General features: G+C 72.3%; 14 protein-coding genes. 2 read left to right on the plus strand and 12 right to left on the minus strand.

Going from position 1 to position 19297, the window contains the following annotated elements; genetic code table 11:
• Positions 1–48: 48 nt before the first annotated feature.
• Complete coding sequence (locus ACULK4_RS11080) at positions 49–657, plus strand: RsmD family RNA methyltransferase (RefSeq protein WP_445964476.1); 609 nt, start codon at positions 49–51, stop codon at positions 655–657.
• Here the strand turns inward: ACULK4_RS11080 and thiL are convergent.
• On the minus strand, positions 627–1625 hold the full coding sequence (gene thiL, locus ACULK4_RS11085) for a thiamine-phosphate kinase (RefSeq protein ID WP_445964477.1): 999 nt from the start codon (positions 1623–1625) through the stop codon (positions 627–629). The two genes, ACULK4_RS11080 and thiL, sit on opposite strands and share 31 nt — an antisense overlap.
• Before the next feature lie 24 nt (positions 1626–1649).
• On the opposite strand from thiL, the gene ACULK4_RS11090 reads away from it, so the two are divergent.
• On the plus strand, positions 1650–2159 hold the full coding sequence (locus ACULK4_RS11090; protein ID WP_445964478.1) for a DUF3515 family protein: 510 nt from the start codon (positions 1650–1652) through the stop codon (positions 2157–2159).
• Between the two features lie 31 nt (positions 2160–2190).
• On the opposite strand, the gene ACULK4_RS11095 is transcribed toward ACULK4_RS11090, so the two are convergent.
• The 11 genes from ACULK4_RS11095 to ACULK4_RS11145 form a co-directional block, all read right to left on the minus strand.
• Positions 2191–3291: a D-alanine--D-alanine ligase family protein gene (locus ACULK4_RS11095; protein WP_445964479.1), complete on the minus strand. Its 1101-nt coding sequence runs from the start codon at positions 3289–3291 to the stop codon at positions 2191–2193.
• Positions 3191–4327, minus strand: coding sequence for an NAD(P)H-dependent glycerol-3-phosphate dehydrogenase (locus tag ACULK4_RS11100; protein WP_445964480.1), 1137 nt, complete (start codon positions 4325–4327; stop codon positions 3191–3193). The genes ACULK4_RS11095 and ACULK4_RS11100 overlap by 101 nt, the downstream gene beginning before the upstream one ends.
• Positions 4317–5093 (minus strand): lysophospholipid acyltransferase family protein, encoded by a 777-nt coding sequence (locus ACULK4_RS11105; protein ID WP_445964481.1) that lies wholly within the window; start codon positions 5091–5093, stop codon positions 4317–4319. The genes ACULK4_RS11100 and ACULK4_RS11105 overlap by 11 nt, the downstream gene beginning before the upstream one ends.
• A gap of 7 nt (positions 5094–5100) precedes the next feature.
• Complete coding sequence (murA, locus tag ACULK4_RS11110; RefSeq protein WP_445964482.1) at positions 5101–6471, minus strand: UDP-N-acetylglucosamine 1-carboxyvinyltransferase; 1371 nt, start codon at positions 6469–6471, stop codon at positions 5101–5103.
• Positions 6472–7089 (minus strand): 3-isopropylmalate dehydratase small subunit, encoded by a 618-nt coding sequence (gene leuD / locus ACULK4_RS11115; RefSeq protein WP_445964483.1) that lies wholly within the window; start codon positions 7087–7089, stop codon positions 6472–6474.
• Positions 7090–7091: 2 nt separating this feature from the next.
• Positions 7092–8588: a 3-isopropylmalate dehydratase large subunit gene (gene leuC / locus ACULK4_RS11120; RefSeq protein ID WP_445964484.1), complete on the minus strand. Its 1497-nt coding sequence runs from the start codon at positions 8586–8588 to the stop codon at positions 7092–7094.
• Between the two features lie 126 nt (positions 8589–8714).
• Positions 8715–9248, minus strand: a complete 534-nt coding sequence (locus ACULK4_RS11125) for an FHA domain-containing protein (RefSeq protein ID WP_445964485.1) — start codon at positions 9246–9248, stop codon at positions 8715–8717.
• A 19-nt stretch (positions 9249–9267) separates the two neighbouring features.
• Positions 9268–11562, minus strand: a complete 2295-nt coding sequence (locus tag ACULK4_RS11130; protein ID WP_445964486.1) for a transglutaminase-like domain-containing protein — start codon at positions 11560–11562, stop codon at positions 9268–9270.
• Positions 11559–12833 (minus strand): DUF58 domain-containing protein, encoded by a 1275-nt coding sequence (locus ACULK4_RS11135; RefSeq protein WP_445964487.1) that lies wholly within the window; start codon positions 12831–12833, stop codon positions 11559–11561. Before ACULK4_RS11135 ends, ACULK4_RS11130 begins: the two co-directional genes overlap by 4 nt.
• 65 nt (positions 12834–12898) lie before the next feature.
• Positions 12899–13867, minus strand: coding sequence for an AAA family ATPase (locus tag ACULK4_RS11140; RefSeq protein ID WP_445964488.1), 969 nt, complete (start codon positions 13865–13867; stop codon positions 12899–12901).
• A gap of 35 nt (positions 13868–13902) precedes the next feature.
• Entirely contained in the window at positions 13903–19191 is a 5289-nt protein-coding gene (locus ACULK4_RS11145; protein WP_445964489.1) for an Ig-like domain-containing protein, read from the minus strand.
• Between the last annotated feature and the right edge of the window lie 106 nt (positions 19192–19297).

The following is a 19297-nucleotide window of genomic DNA, read 5'->3' on the forward strand; positions in this document are numbered from 1 at the left end:
TCCTCCATCATGGCAGCGCGCCGGAGGCGGCCGTTATGCTCCCGAGACATGACGCGCATCATCGCCGGGTTCGCCGGCTCGCTCACCCTCACCGTGCCCCGGTCCGGTACGCGGCCGACGAGCGACCGCGTGCGCGAGGCGATCTTCTCCGCGCTCGAGGCGCGCGACGCCGTCGACGGCGCGGTCGTGCTCGACCTGTACGCCGGCTCGGGCGCGCTCGGCCTCGAGGCGGCGAGCCGCGGCGCGGGCGAGGTCGTGCTCGTCGAGCGGGCGAAGCCGGCGGCCGATGTGTGCCGGCGCAACGCGGCGGCGATCACACGTGCTGCGCGCGGCGCCGCACCCCGCATCCGCGTCGAGGCACGGAGCGTCCCGACCTACCTCGAGTCGGCCCCGGGCTACGTCGACCTGGTGTTCATCGATCCGCCGTACGAGCTCGGCGAACGCGAGCTCGCTCGCGACCTCGAACTGCTCGCACCCCGCCTCTCCCCCGGCGCGACGGTCGTCGTCGAGCGCAGCTCCCGGTCGCCCGAACCCGCCTGGCCGCCGGGCATCGCGCCGGAGCGCCGGCGCGACTACGGCGAGACCACGCTGTGGTGGGCGTCGGCGGCCGACGTGGGCGAGGCGGATCAGCCCGTCGCGCCGTCCCAGCCCGCGTAGGGGTCCCAGCCGCTCGTGTCGACGGGTTCGCCGTCGAGCGTGAGCACGCCGGCGTCGCCGTTCGCGACCCCGACGACCTCGAACGGATGCGGCGGGGCCACGTCCGCCGGGAACGCCGCGAGCAGCCCGTGGTCCTCGGCGCCCGCGAGCGCGGTCAGCGGGTCGGTGCCGAGCGCGGAGGCTCGGAAGTCGATGCCGACGCCGCTCGCCTCCGCGATGCGGCGAGCGTCTCGCGCGAGCCCGTCGCTGACGTCGAGCATCGCGGTGGCGCCCGCGAGCGCGGCGACCACGCCGGCGCCGACCGGCGGGGCCGGGGCGAGCTGCGCGGCGACGAGCCGCGGATGCTCGCGGCGGAGCGCGACCGCGGCCGCGGCATCCGGCTCGCCGCGCTCGTCGCGCGCACGGGCGAAGAGCAGCGCGAGGCCGCGCGCCGCATCGCCGCGCGCTCCCGCGTGCGCGATCGCATCGCCCGGCCGGGCGCCCGATCGCAGCACCGGAGCTCGGCCCTCGAGGTCGCCGAACGCCGTCACGGAGATCATGAGCACGGGCGAGGCCGACAGGTCGCCGCCGACCACGCCCGCGCCGGGCGCGAGCGCGGCGAGGCCCTCGCGCAGGCCGTCGGCGATGCCCTCGAGCACGTCGACGCCGAGCGTCGGCGGGGCGGCGATCGCGACCACGAGACCGGTCGGCCGTGCACCCATCGCGGCGACGTCGGTGAGGTTCGTCGCCGCGGCCTTCCAGCCGAGGTCGAACGGCGTCGACCACGCCAGCCGGAAGTCCGGGCCGTGGACCATCAGGTCGGTCGTCACCACGACGCGGCCGTCGGGGGCGGCGACCACGGCCGCGTCGTCGCCCGCGCCGAGGAGCGCGGCATCGCCGGCTGTGAGGCGCGGCAGGATCCGCGCGAGCACGGCCGATTCCCCGAGTTCGCCGATCGAGGGCACCGTCTCGCGTGCAGGGGGCTCCATGGCTCCCACGGTAGCCTGATGGCGATGCCCGCTCCCCGCCCCCGCCGCCCGAGGCGCACCCTGCCGAGGCTCGTCGCCGCGGCATCCGTCGCCGTCGTCGCCCTGCCACTCCTGGCCGCGTGCAGCCGGCCCGTGCCGTTCGAGCCGGCGCCCGACGCCGCCGACCCCGACTGCGCCGCCGTGGTCGTCCGACTGCCCGACGTCGTCGCCGGTCAGGAGGCCCGCGAGACCGACGCGCAGGGCACCGGCGCATGGGGCACGCCCGCCTCGGTGCTCTTGCGCTGCGGCGTCGAGCCGCCCGGGCCCACGACGCTGCGCTGCGTCAGCGTCGACGAGGTGGACTGGATCATCGACGAGTCCGACGCGCCCCGCTACCGATTCACCACCTACGGGCGAATGCCGGCGGTCGAGGTCGTGGTCGACAACGACGTCGTCTCCGGCACGACCGTCATCGCCGACCTCTCGCCTGCGGTCTCGGTCATCGGGGCCGAGGGCGGGTGCACCGACCTCGAGGAGTTGATCCCCGAGGGCTGACGGGCCGTTCCGGCGCGGCCCGCCCGGCCCCTCAACCCAGGCGGACGCCGCGCGCGAGGCCCACGCGGATCAGCTCGTCGATGAGCTCGGGGTACGTCACGCCCGTCTCCTGCCAGCAGCGCGGGAACATGGAGATCGGCGTGAAGCCCGGCATGGTGTTGAGCTCGTTCACCACGAACCCGTCGTCGGTGAGGAAGAAGTCGACCCGTGCGAGGCCCTCGGCACCGATCGCCTCGAAGGCGCGGGTCGCGAGGTCGCGCATCTCGTCGAGCCTCCCGTCGCCGAGCTCGGCCGGGCACACGAGGTCGACGCCCGGCGCGTCGAGGTACTTCGCCGCGAAGTCGTAGAAGCCGTCGCCCGTGAGCACGATCTCGCCCGCGACCGACGCGCGCGGGCGCTCGCCCGGTGCGCCGCCGAGCACGCCGATCTCGACCTCGCGACCGACCATCGCCGCCTCGATGAGCACGGTGTCGTCCTCGGCGAACGCGGTCTCGAGCGCCGCGTCGAGCTGCGCGGCATCCGTCACCTTGCTCACGCCGACGCTCGACCCCGCGCGGGCGGGCTTGACGAACTGCGGCAGCCCGAGCGCCGCGGCATCGTCGCGCACCTGCGCCGCGTCGTCGGCCCACTCCCGCGCCGTGACCGTGCGCCACGGCGCGACCGGAATGCCGGCCGCCGCGAGCGCCGTCTTCGTGAAGTGCTTGTGCATGCCGAGCGCACTGGCGAGCACGCCCGAACCGACGTACGGCAGGCCGAGCAGCTCGAACAGCCCCTGGATGGTGCCGTCCTCGCCGAACGGGCCGTGCAGGATCGGGAACACCAGGTCGATGTCGCCGAGCGAGGCCTCCTCGCCGCTCGCGGTGGTCACGCGCAGTTCGCGGCTCGCCGAGCTGTCGGGCCAGCGCACGCGCGTGCCGTTGTCGTGCACCTCGGGCAACCGCTCGGGGTCGAGCGCGAACCGCTCCGGGTCGTCGGCCTCGAGCACGAACGCGCCGTCGCGCGTGACGCCGACCGGGATCAGCTCGTAGCGGTCACGGTCGATCGCCCCGAGCACCCCGGCCGCCGTCGCGCAACTGATCGAGTGCTCGCTGGAGCGCCCGCCGAAGAGCAGAACCACCCTGAGCTTGTCCATCCATCGTCCTTTCGCCCTGGGGCTCGTCGTCGGTCGTGAGGTGCGGCGCGATGTCCTTCGGTGCGAGCGTGCCGGCGAGCACCTGCCGGACCTGTTCGACGATGGGCATCTCCACGCCCTTCGCCCCCGCGAGTTCGAGGATCGGCCCGACCGATGCGAGCCCCTCGGTGGTCTGCTGCATCTGGTTCACGACCTCGGGCAGCTTGTAGCCCTGGCCGAGCAGGCGCCCGGCGGTGTTGTTGCGCGACAGCGGCGACTGGCAGGTCGCGATGAGATCGCCGAGGCCCGCGAGGCCGGAGAGCGTGTCGGGGTGCGCGCCGTACGCCACCGCGAAGTCGGTCATCTCGACGAGCCCGCGCGTGATGATCGACGCCTTCGTGTTCTCGCCGTACCCGGCGCCGTCGACGATGCCGATCGCGACGGCGATGAGGTTCTTGAGCACGCCTCCGAACTCCGTGCCGATCACGTCGGTGTTCACGAACGAGTGGAAGTACGTGTTGCGGGCGACGGATGCCACGGCCTGCGCCGTCTCGAGGCTCGCCGATGACACCACGGCCGCCGTCGGCTGCTCCTTCGCGATCTCGAGCGCGAGGTTCGGGCCGGAGATCACCGCGATCTTCGACTCGGCGATGGGCAGCACCTCGGCGATGACCTCGCTCATGCGGTGCCCGGTCGACTTCTCGACACCCTTCATGAGCGAGACGACGATCGCCTCGGCGTGCAGGTGCGGCTCGGCCGCGATGAGGTTCTGGCGGAGCGTCTGGCTCGGCACGCACACGTACACCTGCTCGGCGCCCGCGAGTGCGAGGTCGAGCCGGCTCGTCGCGCGGAGCCCGATCGGCAGGTTCACGCCCGGGAGGTAGTCGCTGTTGCGCTTGCCCTCCTGGATCTCGCGCGCGAGCTCGGGTCGACGCGCCCACAGCACGACATCGGCCCCGCCGTCGGCGAGGATCTTCGCGAACGTGGTGCCCCAGCTCCCGGCGCCGAGCACGGCCACGCGCTTGCCCGGGCCGCGGCGCGGCGTCCTAGCCTTCAAGGCGTCCCGTCTCCTTCTGGCCGTGCTTGGCCGGATCCCATCGCGCGGCGGGCGGCGTCTCGCCGCGAACTTCGCCGAGCAGCGCCGCGATCGCGTTCATGAGGTCGTTCGTCGCCGCAGTGAGGTTCGCCGGGTCGAGCGGCTTGTCGCGGTACGCGGACAGGTCGAGCGGCTCGCCGATGATCACGTCGACGGTCTTGCGGGGGAACAGGCTGAGCTTCTTGCCGTAGCGCGGCAGGATGGCCTGCGTGCCCCAGTGGGCCGCGGGAACGAGCGGGATGCCCCGTTCGAGGGCGATGCGCACCGCCCCGGTCTTGCCGCGCATGGGCCACAGGTCGGGGTCGCGCGTGAGCGAGCCCTCGGGGTACACGATGACCATGCGGCCCTTCTCGACGAGCTGTTCGGCGGCGCGGATCGCCGCGTGGCTCTGGCTCCCGGCACGCTCGACCGGGATCTGACCCGACGTGCGCAGCAGCCAGCCGAGGACGGGGTTCTTGAACAGCGACGCCTTCGCCAGGAACCGGGGTGCGCGGCCGAGGTGCCATGCGGCGACGCCCATCACGAGCGGGTCGACCTCGCTGTAGTGGTTCGGCGACAGCACGAGGGCGCCCGACTGCGGCATCCGCTCGCCGTGATGGAAGCGGTACTTCACGCCGAGGCTCCACAGCGGGAGGACCAGGACGGCGAGGAACCAGAAGAACGATGGTCGACGCTTCTCGGAGCCGGGCTTCTCGGCCGGCGCGGATGACGGGTCTCGGTGTGGCACTGACCCATTATCCTTCGAGCGTGAAGTCCGCCCCGAGCAGCTCGAGCTTGGTGATGAAGTTCTCGTAGCCGCGCGCGATGATGCCGACGTTCGACACCGTCGAGCGACCCTCGGCCGTGAGCGCCGCGATGAGGTGGCTGAACCCGCCACGCAGGTCGGGCACCTCGATGTCGGCGCCGTGCAGCTGCGCCGGCCCCGAGATCACCGCGGAGTGCTTGAAGTTGCGCTGGCCGAACCGGCACGGACGACCGCCGAGGCACTCCTTGTGCACCTCGATCGAGGCGCCCATCTCGACGAGCGCGTCGACGAAGCCGAAGCGCTGCTCGTACACGGTCTCGTGCACGATGGAGACGCCCTTGGCCTTCGTGAGGGCGACGACCAGCGGCTGCTGCCAATCGGTCATGAAGCCCGGGTGAACGTCGGTCTCGATGATCACGGGCTTCAGCTCACCGCCGGGGTGGAAGAAGCGGATGCCGTCGTCCTCGATCTGGAAGTCGCCGCCGACCTTGCGGAACACGTTGAGGAACATGAGCATCTCGGCCTGGCGCGCCCCGCCGACGAAGATGTCGCCCTCGGTGGCGAGCGCCGCAGCGGCCCAGCTGGCCGCTTCGTTGCGGTCGAAGAGCGCGCGGTGCGTGTAGCCCTGCAGCTTCGCGACGCCCTCGATGCGGATGACGCGGTCGGTGTCGACCGAGATGATGGCGCCCATCTTCTGCAGGATGTTGATGAGGTCCATGATCTCGGGCTCGATCGCGGCTCCCGACAGCTCGGTGATGCCGTCGGCGAGCACCGCGGTGAGCAGCACCTGCTCGGTCGCACCCACGCTCGGGTACGGCAGCGACACCTTGGCGCCGTGCAGCCCGTTGGGGGCCGACATCCGGATGCCGCTCGGGAGCTTCTCGATGATGGCGCCGAAGTTGCGCAGCACCTCGAGGTGGTAGTCGATCGGGCGGTCGCCGATGCGGCAGCCGCCGAGGTCGGGGATGAACGCCTCGCCGAGCCGGTGGAGCAACGGCCCGCAGAACAGGATCGGGATGCGGCTGGAGCCGGCGTGCGCGTCGACCTCGGCCATGTGCGCCGTCTCGACCGCGGACGGGTCGAGCACGAGGTCGCCCTCGTCCACGCCCTCGGTGACGGTCACGCCGTGCACTTCGAGCAGCCCGCGCACGATGCGCACGTCGCTGATGTTCGGCACGTCCTTCAGCACGCTGGGCGTGTCGCCGAGGATCGCTGCCACCATCGCCTTGGTGACGAGGTTCTTCGCACCCTTCAGTTCGATCCGGCCCCGGAGCGGCTTGCCACCGTTGATCGTGATGCGGTCGACCGGGAGGCCCACCGCCGTTCCGTGCTGCTTCGCGTCATCCACGAGTGTGTTCACTCAGTTCCCTGTCTCTGCCGGCTCCCGGATGGGGAGCGTTGTCGGCCGCCACGCCGCTCGAGTCGACTCGAAGTCGGCGATGGCCTGCTCGTCCCGAAGGGTGAGCCCGATGTCGTCGAGCCCCTCGAGAAGCCTCCACCGAGTGTAGTCATCGATGTCGAACGGAACTGTGAGCGAGCCGATGCTCACCGTACGCTCAACCAGATCGACGGTCGCGGCTATTCCCGGCTGACGTTCGATCGCCTCCCACAGCCGCTCGACGTCCTCGTAGGCGACCTGTGCGGCGAGGAGGCCCTGCTTGCCGGCGTTGCCGCGGAAGATGTCTCCGAATCGGCTGGAGATCACGACGTCGAAGCCGAAGTCGCGCAGCGCCCACACGGCGTGCTCGCGGCTGGAGCCCGTGCCGAAGTCGGGTCCGGCGACCAGGATCGACGCACCCTGGTAGGCGGGGTCGTTGAGCACGAAGGCGGGGTCCTGTCGCCAGGCGTGGAACAGGGCGTCCTCGAACCCGGTCTTGGTGACGCGCTTCAGGAAGACGGCCGGGATGATCTGGTCGGTGTCGACGTTCGATCGGCGCATCGGCGCGGCGACGCCGGTGACGGTGCTGAACTTCTGCATGGTCAGTTCCCCTCCCCGCCGGTGGTCGAGTAGGCCGGAACGGCCGTATCGCGACCTGCCGGTCCGCCCTGCTCGAGATCCCACGGGCTCGACAGCGTGCCGCGCACGGCGGTCGCCGCCGCGACGAGCGGCGAGACGAGGTGCGTGCGCCCGCCCTTGCCCTGCCGGCCCTCGAAGTTGCGGTTCGACGTGGACGCGCACCGCTCGCCGGGTGCGAGCTGGTCGGGGTTCATGCCGAGGCACATCGAGCAGCCCGCGAAGCGCCACTCGGCGCCGAACTCCTCGAACACCTTGTCGAGGCCCTCGGCCTCGGCCTCGAGCCGGACGCGCGCGGAGCCGGGCACGACCATGACGCGCACGCCGTCGGCCTTCCTCCGGCCCTTGATGATCGACGCGAACGCTCGCAGGTCTTCGATGCGGCTGTTCGTGCAGGAGCCCATGAAGACCGCGTCGACGGGAACCTGCTTGAGGGGCGTCCCGGGCTCGAGGTCCATGTACTCGAGCGCACGCTCGGCGGCGGCGCGCTCGTGCTGGTCGTCGATCGCGGCCGGGTCGGGCACGACGTCGCTGAGGGACACGCCCTGACCGGGGTTCGTGCCCCAGGTGACGAAGGGCTCGAGCGCGTCGGCGTCGATGAAGACCTCGGCGTCGAAGGTCGCTCCCTCGTCGGAGGGCAGGGTCGTCCAGTAGGCGACCGCGTCGTCCCAGTCGGCGCCGCGCGGGGCGTGGGGCCGGCCCTTCAGGTACTCGAAGGTGGTCTCGTCGGGTGCGACCATGCCGGCGCGTGCGCCCGCCTCGATCGACATGTTGCAGATCGTCATGCGGCCGTCCATCGACAGCGAGCGGATGGCGCTGCCGCGGTACTCGAGCACGTAGCCCTGCCCGCCGCCGGTGCCGATCTTCGCGATCACGGCGAGGATGATGTCCTTCGCGGTGACGCCCGGGCGGAGCGTGCCCTCGACGTTGATCGCCATGGTCTTGAACGGCTTGAGCGGCAGGGTCTGGGTCGCGAGCACGTGCTCGACCTCGCTCGTGCCGATGCCGAAGGCCATCGCGCCGAACGCGCCGTGCGTGGAGGTGTGGCTGTCGCCGCACACGACCGTGATGCCGGGCATGGTGAGTCCCAGCTGCGGCCCGACGACGTGGACGATGCCCTGCTCGACGTCGCCGAGCGAGTGCAGGCGGATGCCGAACTCCTCGGCGTTGCGGCGGAGCGTCTCGATCTGCGTGCGGCTGGTCGGGTCGGCGATCGGCCGGTCGATGTTCAGCGTCGGGGTGTTGTGGTCTTCCGTCGCGATCGTGAGGTCGGGCCGGCGGACGGGGCGCCCCGCCATGCGCAGGCCGTCGAACGCCTGCGGGCTCGTGACCTCGTGGACCAGGTGCAGGTCGATGTAGATGAGGTCGGGGGTGCCGTCCGCGCCCTTCGCGACGAGGTGCGACTCCCAGACCTTCTCGGCCAGGGTGCGCGGGCGGGCTTGCGTCTCAGTGGGCGGATTCATCGATGAACGTCTCTCTCGGATCGTGGGGGGTCAGCCGACGACGGACTCCGCGACGGGGGCGGCCGGACGAACTAGGCCCCGTCGCGGCACCGAAGGAGGAGGAACGGCACGCGCACGGTCCTCAGATTACACCGTCGCATCGGGCGCTCGGTCCACCAGGAGGGCGACGTCGCCCAGCAGGAGGACCGCTCCTTCGGGCACCGAGGTGGGCCGGCCCGATTCGAGTTCGATGGGATCCTCGCCCTCGGGCCAGATCCGGACGCCGTTCGTCGAACCCAGGTCGGTGGCCAGCAAGCGGTCGTCCACGACCTCGAGCAGCGCATGGGTCTTCGACAGCGACCGTGCCGGATCGTCGAGTGCGACGGGGCGCGCTCCTGCCGCGGCATCCGCTGCCCGGGGATCTCGGCCGACGACCACGCGTCCGGACACGGTGAAGCCGTCGCCGCCCTCCGAACGGAGGCGCCACGCGGTCCTCGGACCCGGTCGGCGGACGTGCGGGACACCGGCCGCACTCGGCGGCACGGAGGGCACCGGCGGCACCACGGGAGTCGCCGGCCGGAACTCCGGGACGCGATCGGGCACCCGCACCGTGCGCTCGGGCTCGGCCGGCTGCGGCGCGTCGGGCACGAGTCCCGGCGGGGGCACGATGAAGTCGCTCACGCCCCCACCTTAACCACCGTCAGCGTCGGCGTCGCAGCCGGTACCGGGCGACGAGCCGGCGCAGGCGGCCGACCGCCGCCGACACGGACGCCGACGCGGCATCCGCTTCGGACCATCTTCGCTCGACCGCGTCGCCGTCGAGGTCGCCGCCGCCGAACACGTCACGGTCGACCGTCGCGGCGATCGAGGCGAGCCGCACGCCGCCGTCGGCCAGGCGCACCCCGCCGAGGCCCTGCTCGTCGAGCTGGCGCTCGAGCTCGCGCGCCGTCTGCAGTCGCGACGCGCGCTCTGGCGGCTCGAAGCCGAGTTCGGCGTAGCGGTCGACGAGTTCCTCCCACGCGCCCGCCGCTCGGCGATCGGCGGTGCCGCGGCGACGGATGCGGCGGCGCCGGCGCTTGGCGAGCGCGACGATCAGCATCGGCAGCAGCAGCGCGGCCGCGGGGATGCCGACGCTCGCGATCGCGATCCACGCCCACGCGGGGAGCTGGAACGGGCGGTCGCGGTCCTCGTCGTCGGTGTCGTCGATCTCGACGGTCGTCAGCAGCTCGTCCTCGGCCTGCTCGGCGCGCGGCGGCTGGCGCACCTGCGGCTGCGGCTCGGATCTCGGCTTCGGCGTCTGCTCCTGCGGCACGTCGAGGTTGTCGGGCGTGGGCCGGAACGACACCCAGCCGACGCCCTCGAACGGCACCTCGACCCACGCGGTCACGTCGGCTCCGACGACCTCGACCTCGTCGTCGCCCTCGGTCACCTCGGGGGCGTACCCCATGACGACGCGCGCCGGGTGGCCGAGGTGTCGCACCATGAGCGCCATCGCGGCGGCGTACTGCTCCTCGTCGCCGACCATCTGCGTCCGCGTGAAGAGCTCGATGAGCCGGTCGGCACCGTGGCCGGCGCGCGAGGGCACGGCGTCGCTGGCCAGGCCGTGGCTGAGGAAGCCGTTCGTCTTGAGGCCGCGCTCGATCGCGCGCAGCTGCTCGACGGGGCTCGTCGCGTCGCCGGCATACTCCTCGGCCTTCGCGGCCACGACGTCGGGCAGGTTCTCGACGACGGGCAGGTCGAGCCGCGCGACGGGCACGTCGATGAGCGCCGTGTCGTCGGGCTCCCGCTGGATGCGCGACTCGAGCCGGTAGTGCGCACCCGCCCCGACCCCCGTCGTCAACACGGCGGTGCCGGCCGCGGCGTTGTAGCGCAGGTCGCCGCCGCGCGAGGCCGTCCCCTCATCGAGCAGCTCGAGCCCGGAGCCGTATCCCACCGTGGGGAGCCACACGTCGTCGTAGCCCAGCACCTCGACCTCGACGATCCGGGCGCTGCCGAGGTCGGCGAGCGCAGGCGCGGGCAGCGTGGAGCCGACGATCGAGTACCCGCCGTCGGCCGCGGCCTCGTCGGGTCCGGCGACGTTCCAGAGGCGGCCGGTGTACGAATCCATGGCCGCGAGGCGGAGCGTGTCGCCCGGCTCGAGGCCCGCCACGCGGAAGAGCGGCTCCTCGGCGAGGTCCTTCGTGTAGGTGCGATATCCCGCGAGCGGGCTCGGGAACTCGAGCGGGTCGAACGGCGGCACGACCCGGTCGCGCAGCACGAAGCGGTCGGGCGAGATCGGCGCCACCGCGAGCCCGGCGACGGCGCCGAGCGCGACCGCGCCGGCGACCACCGCCGCCGAGCCCGTGAGCCGCCGGCGGCGCAGCCGAGCAGCGCCGTCGCCGGACGCCTCGACCGTCGCGCCGCGACGCCAGGCGATCCAGGTGAGCGCGATCGCGGCGAACGCGACCCCGCGCACGGCGGCGAGGAAGGACTCGTCGGTGCCGAGCAGGATTCCCGACAGCATGAGGAGCACGGGCCCGATGAGCACCACGGCGGCCCGCAGGGGGGTGCGCTTCTCCGGTAGCCAGCGGAGCACGAGCAGGCCGCCCGCCAGCGAGACGACGGTCGCGGCCGCATAGGGCACGACTGCGACGTACGCGGGCGCCTCCACGGGCGCCTGGATGGTGAGGATGTCGGCCCAGCCGTGCACCGCCCCGATCGCGAGGCCCGCGAGCGCGGTGAGCGAGGGCAGCACGCCGAACCCCGCGGCATCCGGCATGACGAACGGCGTGCCGACGAGGAAGTAGAGCACGACGCCGAGCAGCACGGTCGTGACGACGCCGAGTCGCAGTACCGTGCCGGCCACGGCGGCCAGCGTGCCGACCACGATGCCGGCGACGGCCGCCGCGAGGAAGTCGAGTCCCCCGAAACTGGTCTGGTAGCCGAGGACGCCGAGCAGCGACAGCAATGACAGGACGCCGAGGTCGGCGAGCGCGGGGCGGGGCAGGCGGGTCACGGGCGCACCCTCCGCACGAGTCGCGAGAGCTCGTCGAGCGCGCCGACGGTGACGACCGTGGACTCCCCCACCCGGGCGATGCGCGACGCGGCACCGAGGTCGGCGCGGAACGCGACGACCTGCGTATCGGAGCCGAACACGGGCTCGACCGCTCGGAACTCCGCGACCGGGGTGCGCGATCCGGCGACGACGATGACGACGCTCGGGGCGGGGATGCGTCGCGCGGCCTCGCGCACGAGGTCGCGTACCGACGCGGCGGGCGCCCGCTCGACGGTCGAGGCGCCGGGAGTCGCCGCGTCGCCGCACGGCTCGATCCGGCTCGTGTCGTCGAGCAGGGCCGTCGGCGTGGCGGTGGTCAGCCGGAACCGGTCGGTCGCGACCGCGAGCCGCGTGGCGTCCCGGATCACCTGCACCCCGAGCGAGGCGAGCACCGACACCGCGAGCTCGAACTCCGCCTCGGAGGCGTAGTGGACGGCACGCGTCGCGTGCACGAGCAGCAGCTGCGAGCGGCGCGTCTCCTCGTACTGCCGGACCATGAGCTGCCCGGTGCGCGCCGACGTGCGCCAGTGCACGTTCCGCAGCGCGTCGCCGGGCTCGTAGGCGCGCAGGGCGTGGAAGGAGATGTCGTTGTTCGTGATGGTCTTCGTGACCTCGCCCTCGAGGTCGCGCACGAGCCCGGCGGCCGAGGGCTTCAGCCGGGCGGTGACGGGGTGCACGAACAGCTCGACGGGGTCGGTCCAGCGCACCTCGCGACGCAGCAGCCCGAGCTGGTCGCCGCGAACGGATGCCGCGGGGCCGGCCGTGATCACGGCGCGCCGCTGCGTCGGCACGGCGAACAGCTCCTCGTGCTCGCCGCCGGGCGCGATCGCGGGAATCACGAACTCGGCGAGTCCCGTGCCGACGGGCAGTTCCAACAGCGTCGGCACGGATGGCGTCTCGCCGGTGTTCCGCACCGCGAGCCTCCCGAGCGCGCGCTCCCCCGCGACGACGCGATGCGGTTGCAGCTCGATCTCGACGCGGTACCGCACGCGGCCGAACACGAAGGGAATCGCGACGAGCAGCGCCGCGAGCAGCGTCGCGCCGACGAAGGCGAGCTCGATCCAGCCCAGCCCCCACGCGGTGGCGAACGACGCCGCAGCGGCGGCGAGCGCGAGCCGTCCGGTCGGCGAGATCACGTCGGTGACGGGTGCGGCGAACGCGGCGACGCGGGCACCGAGCCGGCGCACACGTGCGGCGTTCGAGGCGACGGATGCCGCGGCCGAGCGTCGCACGGATCGCAGTGCGATGCGCGCCTGCGACGGGACCTTCGGTCCCGGGGGCGCGCCGGATCCGGCCGTCATGCCGCCCGGTAGGCCGGCGGCGCGACGTCGGCGACGACCCCGGAGACGATGTCCTCCGCGGTCACGCCCGCGAACTCCGACTCGGGGTCGACGATGATGCGGTGCGCGAGCACCGGTGCGGCGAGCTCGCGCACGTCGTCGGGCGTGACGTAGGTGCGGCCGCGGGAGATCGCCCAGGTCTTCGCCGTGCGGGCGAGGGCGAGCGCGCCGCGCATGCTGACCCCGAGCGCCGAGTCGCGGTGGTCGCGCGTGGCCGAGACGATCTGGTTGAGGTACGACAGCACGGCGGCGTCGACATGCACCTCGGAGGCGAGGTGCGCCATGGTCGTCACCGAGCTCGAGGCGATGATGGGCGAGACCTTGGAGGCGCGGGCGCGGTTCGCCGAGTCGAGCAACAGCGTGACGGCGGTGTCGTGGTCGGGGTAGCCGAGCGAGGTCTTGACGAGGAAGCGGTCGAGCTGCGCCTCGGGCAGCGAGTAGGTGCCGGCCTGCTCGACGGGGTTCTGCGTCGCGATCACCATGAACGGGCTGCCGACCTCGTAGCTCACGCCGTCGACCGTGACGCGCCCCTCCTCCATGACCTCGAGGAGCGCGGACTGGGTCTTCGGGCTCGCGCGGTTGATCTCGTCGGCGAGCACGATCGAGGCGAAGATCGGCCCACGGTGGAACTCGAACCGCCCCTTGCCCTGGTCGTAGATGGTCACGCCCGTGACATCCGACGGCAGCAGGTCGGGCGTGAACTGGATGCGAGAGTGCGTGCCGTCGAGCGTGTTCGCGAGCGCCTTCGCGAGCACGGTCTTGCCCGTGCCCGGGAAGTCCTCCAGCAGCACGTGCCCGTCCGAGAGCATCGCGGTCACGACGAGCTCGATGACATGGCGCTTGCCGAGGATCGCGCGGTCGACGTTGTCGACGAGCTTCGAGAAGGCGTCCTGGAACCACAGGGCCTGGTCTTGGGTCACGGTCATGCGGGTGTCGTCTCTCTCGTTTCGATTCGTTCGTGTCAGCTGCACTGTCCGGGCGACAGGTTGTTCCACTGGCTGCCGGAGATGATGTTGGTGCGCGAGATGCTGGTCGGGCCCTCGATCGCGACCCAGATCTGCGAGTCGTTGCGGATGCCGAGCCAGTTCTGCAGGCGCTGGCTGCCGTCGCCGCCGATGTCGAAGGTCTCCTTGTAGAAGGCGCTCGAGTCGCCGTTCAGCGAGGTGTACATGCGGTGGCCGCCGTTGGTGAAGTTCTGGTACCGGACGACGACGGCGTGGCCGCCGCCGCTCACGGTGCCCTTGCAGATGCGCGCCGACGGCTGAGGCGGCGGCGGGTTCTGCACCGAGAAGTTCCTCGAGTCGGCGGGGCCGGTCCTGTCGCTGCCGACGTTCACGGCCCGGACGTGCACGGTGTGGCTGCCGGCGCCGACACCGGTGAAGCGGTGCGCGCGGTCGGTGCCCGAATTCACCCAGCTGCCGGAGTCGAGCCGCACCTCGTACCGCACGCTGCCGCCGCCGGTGTCGCTCGGCGCCGACCAGGTCACGTCGACGCTGGTCGGCGCGTTCCCGTTGACCTGGGCGTTCAGGTTGCGGACGGCCGTCGGCGTGCCATACGGCGTGGCCGACGCCGACAGCGGAGACCACTCGCTCCACCCCTTGCCGTTGTGGGCACGCACCATGAACCGGTAGGCCGTTCCGTTGGCGAGGTTGCCGATCTGCTGGTTGCGGCCGGCATCGCCGGGCGCGAACGAGCGCTTCGCCCCGTTCACGTCGACCTCGTAGGCGTCGATCGGCGAGTTGTTGTTCGCCGGCGCCGCCCAGCGGATGGTCACGGTCCCATCGCCGGACGAGACGATCGCCGGCGCAGCCGGCCGGTCGGGCTTGTCGCGGACGACGACGGTCACGCGGCCCTGCGTCTCGCGGGCCGGATCCCGGGTGCCGTCCTGGATGCGGTAGATCACGCTCAGCGTGCCCGTGAAGCCCGCGCCCGTGCGGACGGTCACGTCGGAGGCGGTGTGGCTCGCGGTCGCGTTCGCGCCGACATCCGCCTGGTCGATCTGCGCCGACACGATCCGCAACGGCGAATCCGGGGCGAACGGGTTGAAGTCGTTCGCGAGCACGTCGATCGTGCGGGTCTCGCTGCGCACCATCTCGACCGGTCCGTCGTCGTTCGCCTGCGGCATCGCGCGCGTCGACGACACGACCGCGACGTCGATGTACCCCGGCACCCGGAACTCGTTGAACACCACGTCGAACGCGATCCTGGCCTTGGCGCCCGGCTGCACGCCGAGCGACGACGACAACCGCAGGATCGACCCCTCGACGAGCTCGGCCCGGATGTCGGCGCTCGCGCCGGAGAGGTTCTGGTACGAGACGCGGTCGATGTTGTCGGGGTTCGGGTGGTCGGTGGACGAGCGCAGGTCGACGCTGAGCGGCGCCTCGCCCGCCTCGATCGTCTCGCTGCGCGGGGTGAACGCCGGCGGCGCGTCGTTGAAGTTCGGGTCGCCGACCGTGATCGGGATCGTGAGGATCGCGTTGCGCCCGACCGGGTCGTCGGCGCCCGTGCCGTCGGTGACCTCGAAGGTGACTGAGGCCGGCCCGCGATAGTCGGACGCGGGCACGAACTGCAGCGCGGTGCCGCTGACGAACGGCGCCTCGCCCGAGTTCGTCGCCGAGGCCGACAGGATCGTCGCCGGGCTCCCCGACGGCACCACGACGAGGTCGTCGACGTTCCAGCTGATGCGTCCGTTCATGGGCACGACGATCTCGCCGAGCTCCTTGAGGTACGGAGCCGGGAACTTCGCCTTCTCCTCGGCGAGGAGTTCCTCGGGCGTCTTGGGGCGCTGGGTCTCCTCCACGGTGTCGTCGCCGGAGGGCACGGGCGGCACGATGACGAAGGCGGTCGCCGAGAGCTCGTCGAGCGTGTTCGTCAGGCGGTAGGCCACGGCGTAGCGCTCGCGCCCCGGCTCGACGTCGATCGTGCCGTCGGATGCCACCTCGGCGCGCCCCGCGTTCGGACCTTCGAGCGACACCTCGAGGTCCTCGACGAGGCCGCCCGGGTTCGTGGCATCCGCCAGCGGATCGACCGTCACGGTCTCGCCGTCGACGACCTGCTCGGGCTCGATGACTTGGTCCTCCGCGGTCGGCGGCTCGATCACGGCGTCATCCGTCACCGCGACCTGGAGGAAGGCCGTGTCGGCGCCGCCCCGACCGTTCGAGATCTCGTAGCGGATCGTGTACGCCGCCTCCTGTTGCGGCGCGGTCACGACGACGCGGCGGCGGTCGCGGATCTCCGCCTCGATGCCGTCGTCGACCTCGGGCAGGTCGACGACGCGCAGCCGGTACCCACTCGGGTCGGAGTCGTTGAGCAGCACCTCGACCGACGCGGTCCGACCGGGCTTCATCTCGATCGTGTCGTCGACCGCCTTGGGCGGCAGCTGGACGACCGGCCGCGGGATGACGCCGATGCGGATCGTGCCCTCGGCGGTCGCGCCGAACGTGTCGCGCACCTCGTACGTGAAGCTGTCGGTGCCCGCCGAGCCGGAGAGCGCCTCGTACGTGAACGACGTGCTCGTGCGCTCGACGATGCGGCCGAGCGTCGGCGCCGAGCCGATGCCCGTGAGGGTCACCGAGTCGCCGTCGGGATCGAGCCGGTCGAGCGGCACGTCGACGGTGACCGCGGACCCCGCGAACGTGCGAGAGGTGAGCGGCGTCGGCAGGGGCTCGCGGTTCTCGCCGGCGTCCTTCGCGACGACCGTGAAGCGCACGGTTGCGCGCGCGGTCTGGTCGTGGTCGTCGCCGATCGTGTACACGGCGCTGTACGCGCCCGGCTGCTCCGGCGCCTGGAAGCGCACCGTCTCGCCGTCGACGAAGGCGAGGCCGTCGCCCACCTCGACGTCGACCAGCTCCGGCAGGACGTGCAGGGTCGCGGCATCCGGGTGGGAGTCGTTCTCGAGCACGGGAACCGTGACGATGTCGCCCGCACGTACGATCGCGCCGTCGTCGACGGCGACCGGCGGCTGGTGCTTGACGAGCGGCGGCACGGGGACGACGGTCACGGTCGCGGTCGACGCGTTCACGCCGTCGGAGACCGTGTAGGCGACCTGCAGCTGCGCGTCGAGCGCCTGCGACGCCGTGATGCGCAGCACCGTGTTCGTCAGGATCTCGACCGACACGAGCCCCTCGGCGGCGGAGTCGTCGACGGTCTGCACCGCGAGCACGCGGCCGGACGGCGACACGTCGTTGGCGAGCACCGGGACCGTGAGCGGCTCGCCCGCGCGGAGGTACGCGGTGTCCTTCACCGCGATCGGCGGCGGCGGCTCGCCGGGCGGGTCGACCACCTGCACGCGGACGAGGCCCTTGCTCACGGCGGCACCGGCGCCGAGGTCGTACAGGAACACGTAGTCGCCGGGCGCGTTCGCGGAGAACGCGATCGTGCCGCGCTCGACGTTCGGCGTGACGGTGACCCCCTCCGGGGCATCCACGACGCCGAGCAGTTCGAGCCCGGCGCCCGACGGCGAGAGGTCGTTCGCGAGCGGTTCGACGAGCTCGGTCTCGCCGACGAACGCCTGCGCGAAGTCGGGGGTCCCGATCGGGTTGAGGGTGCCGGTCGGCTTCACCTCGACGACGAGCGTGCCGGCGGCAGTCGTTCGGCCGTCGGAAACCGTGAACTGCACCTCCTTGGTGCCGCGCTCGGCCGAGCGGTGCTCGAACGTCACGAACCCGTCGGGGCTCGACCGCACGGTGTCGCCGCCCGTGGGCGAGGCGTTGACGAGGTAGAGGTCGTCGCCGTCCGGGTCGTTCCAGTCGGCGAGCACGTTGTACGACAGCTGCCGGCCCTGCTCGACGCTGATCGCCCCCGAGCGCATCGAGACGGGCGCGGCGTTCTCGCTGTCCGGCACGACGCGCACGTCCACGGATGCCTCGGACACGCCGCCGCGCCCGTCGCTCACGCCGTACCGGAACGACACGCTGCCCGCGGCGCCCTCGGCCGGCGAGAACTGCAGCGCGCGCCCGCCGTCGATGAGCTCGAGGCGACCGGCGGACTCGGGCACCTCGGACGTCGACGCGATCGTGAGCACGTCGCCGTCGGGATCGGTGTCGTTCTCGAGCACCTCGAGGATCGTGGTGCGGCCCGGCCGCACGCCGTAGTCGTCGTCGCGGGCGACCGGCGGTCGGTTCAGGTCCGTGCGCTCGGCGAGCGTGTCCTCGAACGTCTGCTGCGAGGACTTCTCGTCGCCCTCGAGTTCGTCGGACTCCTCGGGCGGCGTGACCTCCTCCCAGTTGTCGACGAGGCGCAGGTCGGAGTCGACGAGCCAGGCGTTCCCGTTGTTCAGGTCGTTCAGGGCGATCACGTCGCGGTTCACGCGGAACTCGAGCCGCGAGCCCGCGGTCGGCTGGTCGATGGGCACGCGCTGCGGTTCGGCGTCGTCGCACGCCGCGAGGTACCGCTGGCCCGCCGCCCATGCGCCGTGCAGGCACGACCCGAGTCGAACGGGTGCGGCGACCTCGTTCGCGTTCGCCGCGGCGACCTCAGCGCCGCTCTCGATGACACGGATGTCGCCGCCGCCGAGCGGCACGTCGAGGAGTCCCGTCGTCGTGGCGAGCGCAACCCGGTCGCGCTCCGGTCCGGACTGCTGGATGCGCAGCGCGGGCTCGGGCAGGTCGATCTCGCGCCCGTCGACGACGACCGTCTCGGCCTCGACGTCGAGCACGACCGCCTTCTCGCCGACGGCCGCGAGCTGGTGCCGGCCGATGCGCGGCAGCTCGGCACGCTGCGGGTCGTCGGCGTCGCGGCGCAGCGTGACGAGCTCGCCGTCGCCGGGTGCGGTGGCGAAGATCGTCCCCTCGCCGCTCACGGCCACCCGGGCGTCGCCGCCGAGCTCGGCGATCGGATCGGTGCCGCGGTAGTCGAAAGCCAGGTCCGCGGCGGCCGGCACGCGCCACAACTCGCCCTCGGGCGAGAGCACCGCGATGACGTCGCCGCCGTAAGCCAGCTCCGAGGCGGGCGGCACGTCGATGCGCTGCACGAGCGTCGTGAACGAGGGGTCGATCCGCTCGACGGAGCCGACGCCCGGGTCGTAGAGGAACGCGTGGTCGCCGTGCTGCAACACGTCGATCTCATTCGTCGCGGTCGCCACCGCCGCGTCGAGCTCCTCGATCTGGCGGTTGAGCCGCCCAGCGAGGAGCTCCTCGGCGTTGGTCACCCAGACCTCGCGCGCTCGCAGGTCGGGGTCGGTCACGGGGAAACCCTGGTGCAGCACGGCGATGCCGACGGGCACGCCCGCGAGCACCGCCAACGCGGTCACGGATGCCGCATTGCGACGCGCTCGCACCCAGGACCTCAACGTGACCAAGCTCGTCTCCCCGGGTGCGTTCCGTCGGTAGGGCGTCGGATGTCGCCGCCGGAGACCG

The organism is Agromyces selenitireducens (assembly GCF_052748465.2).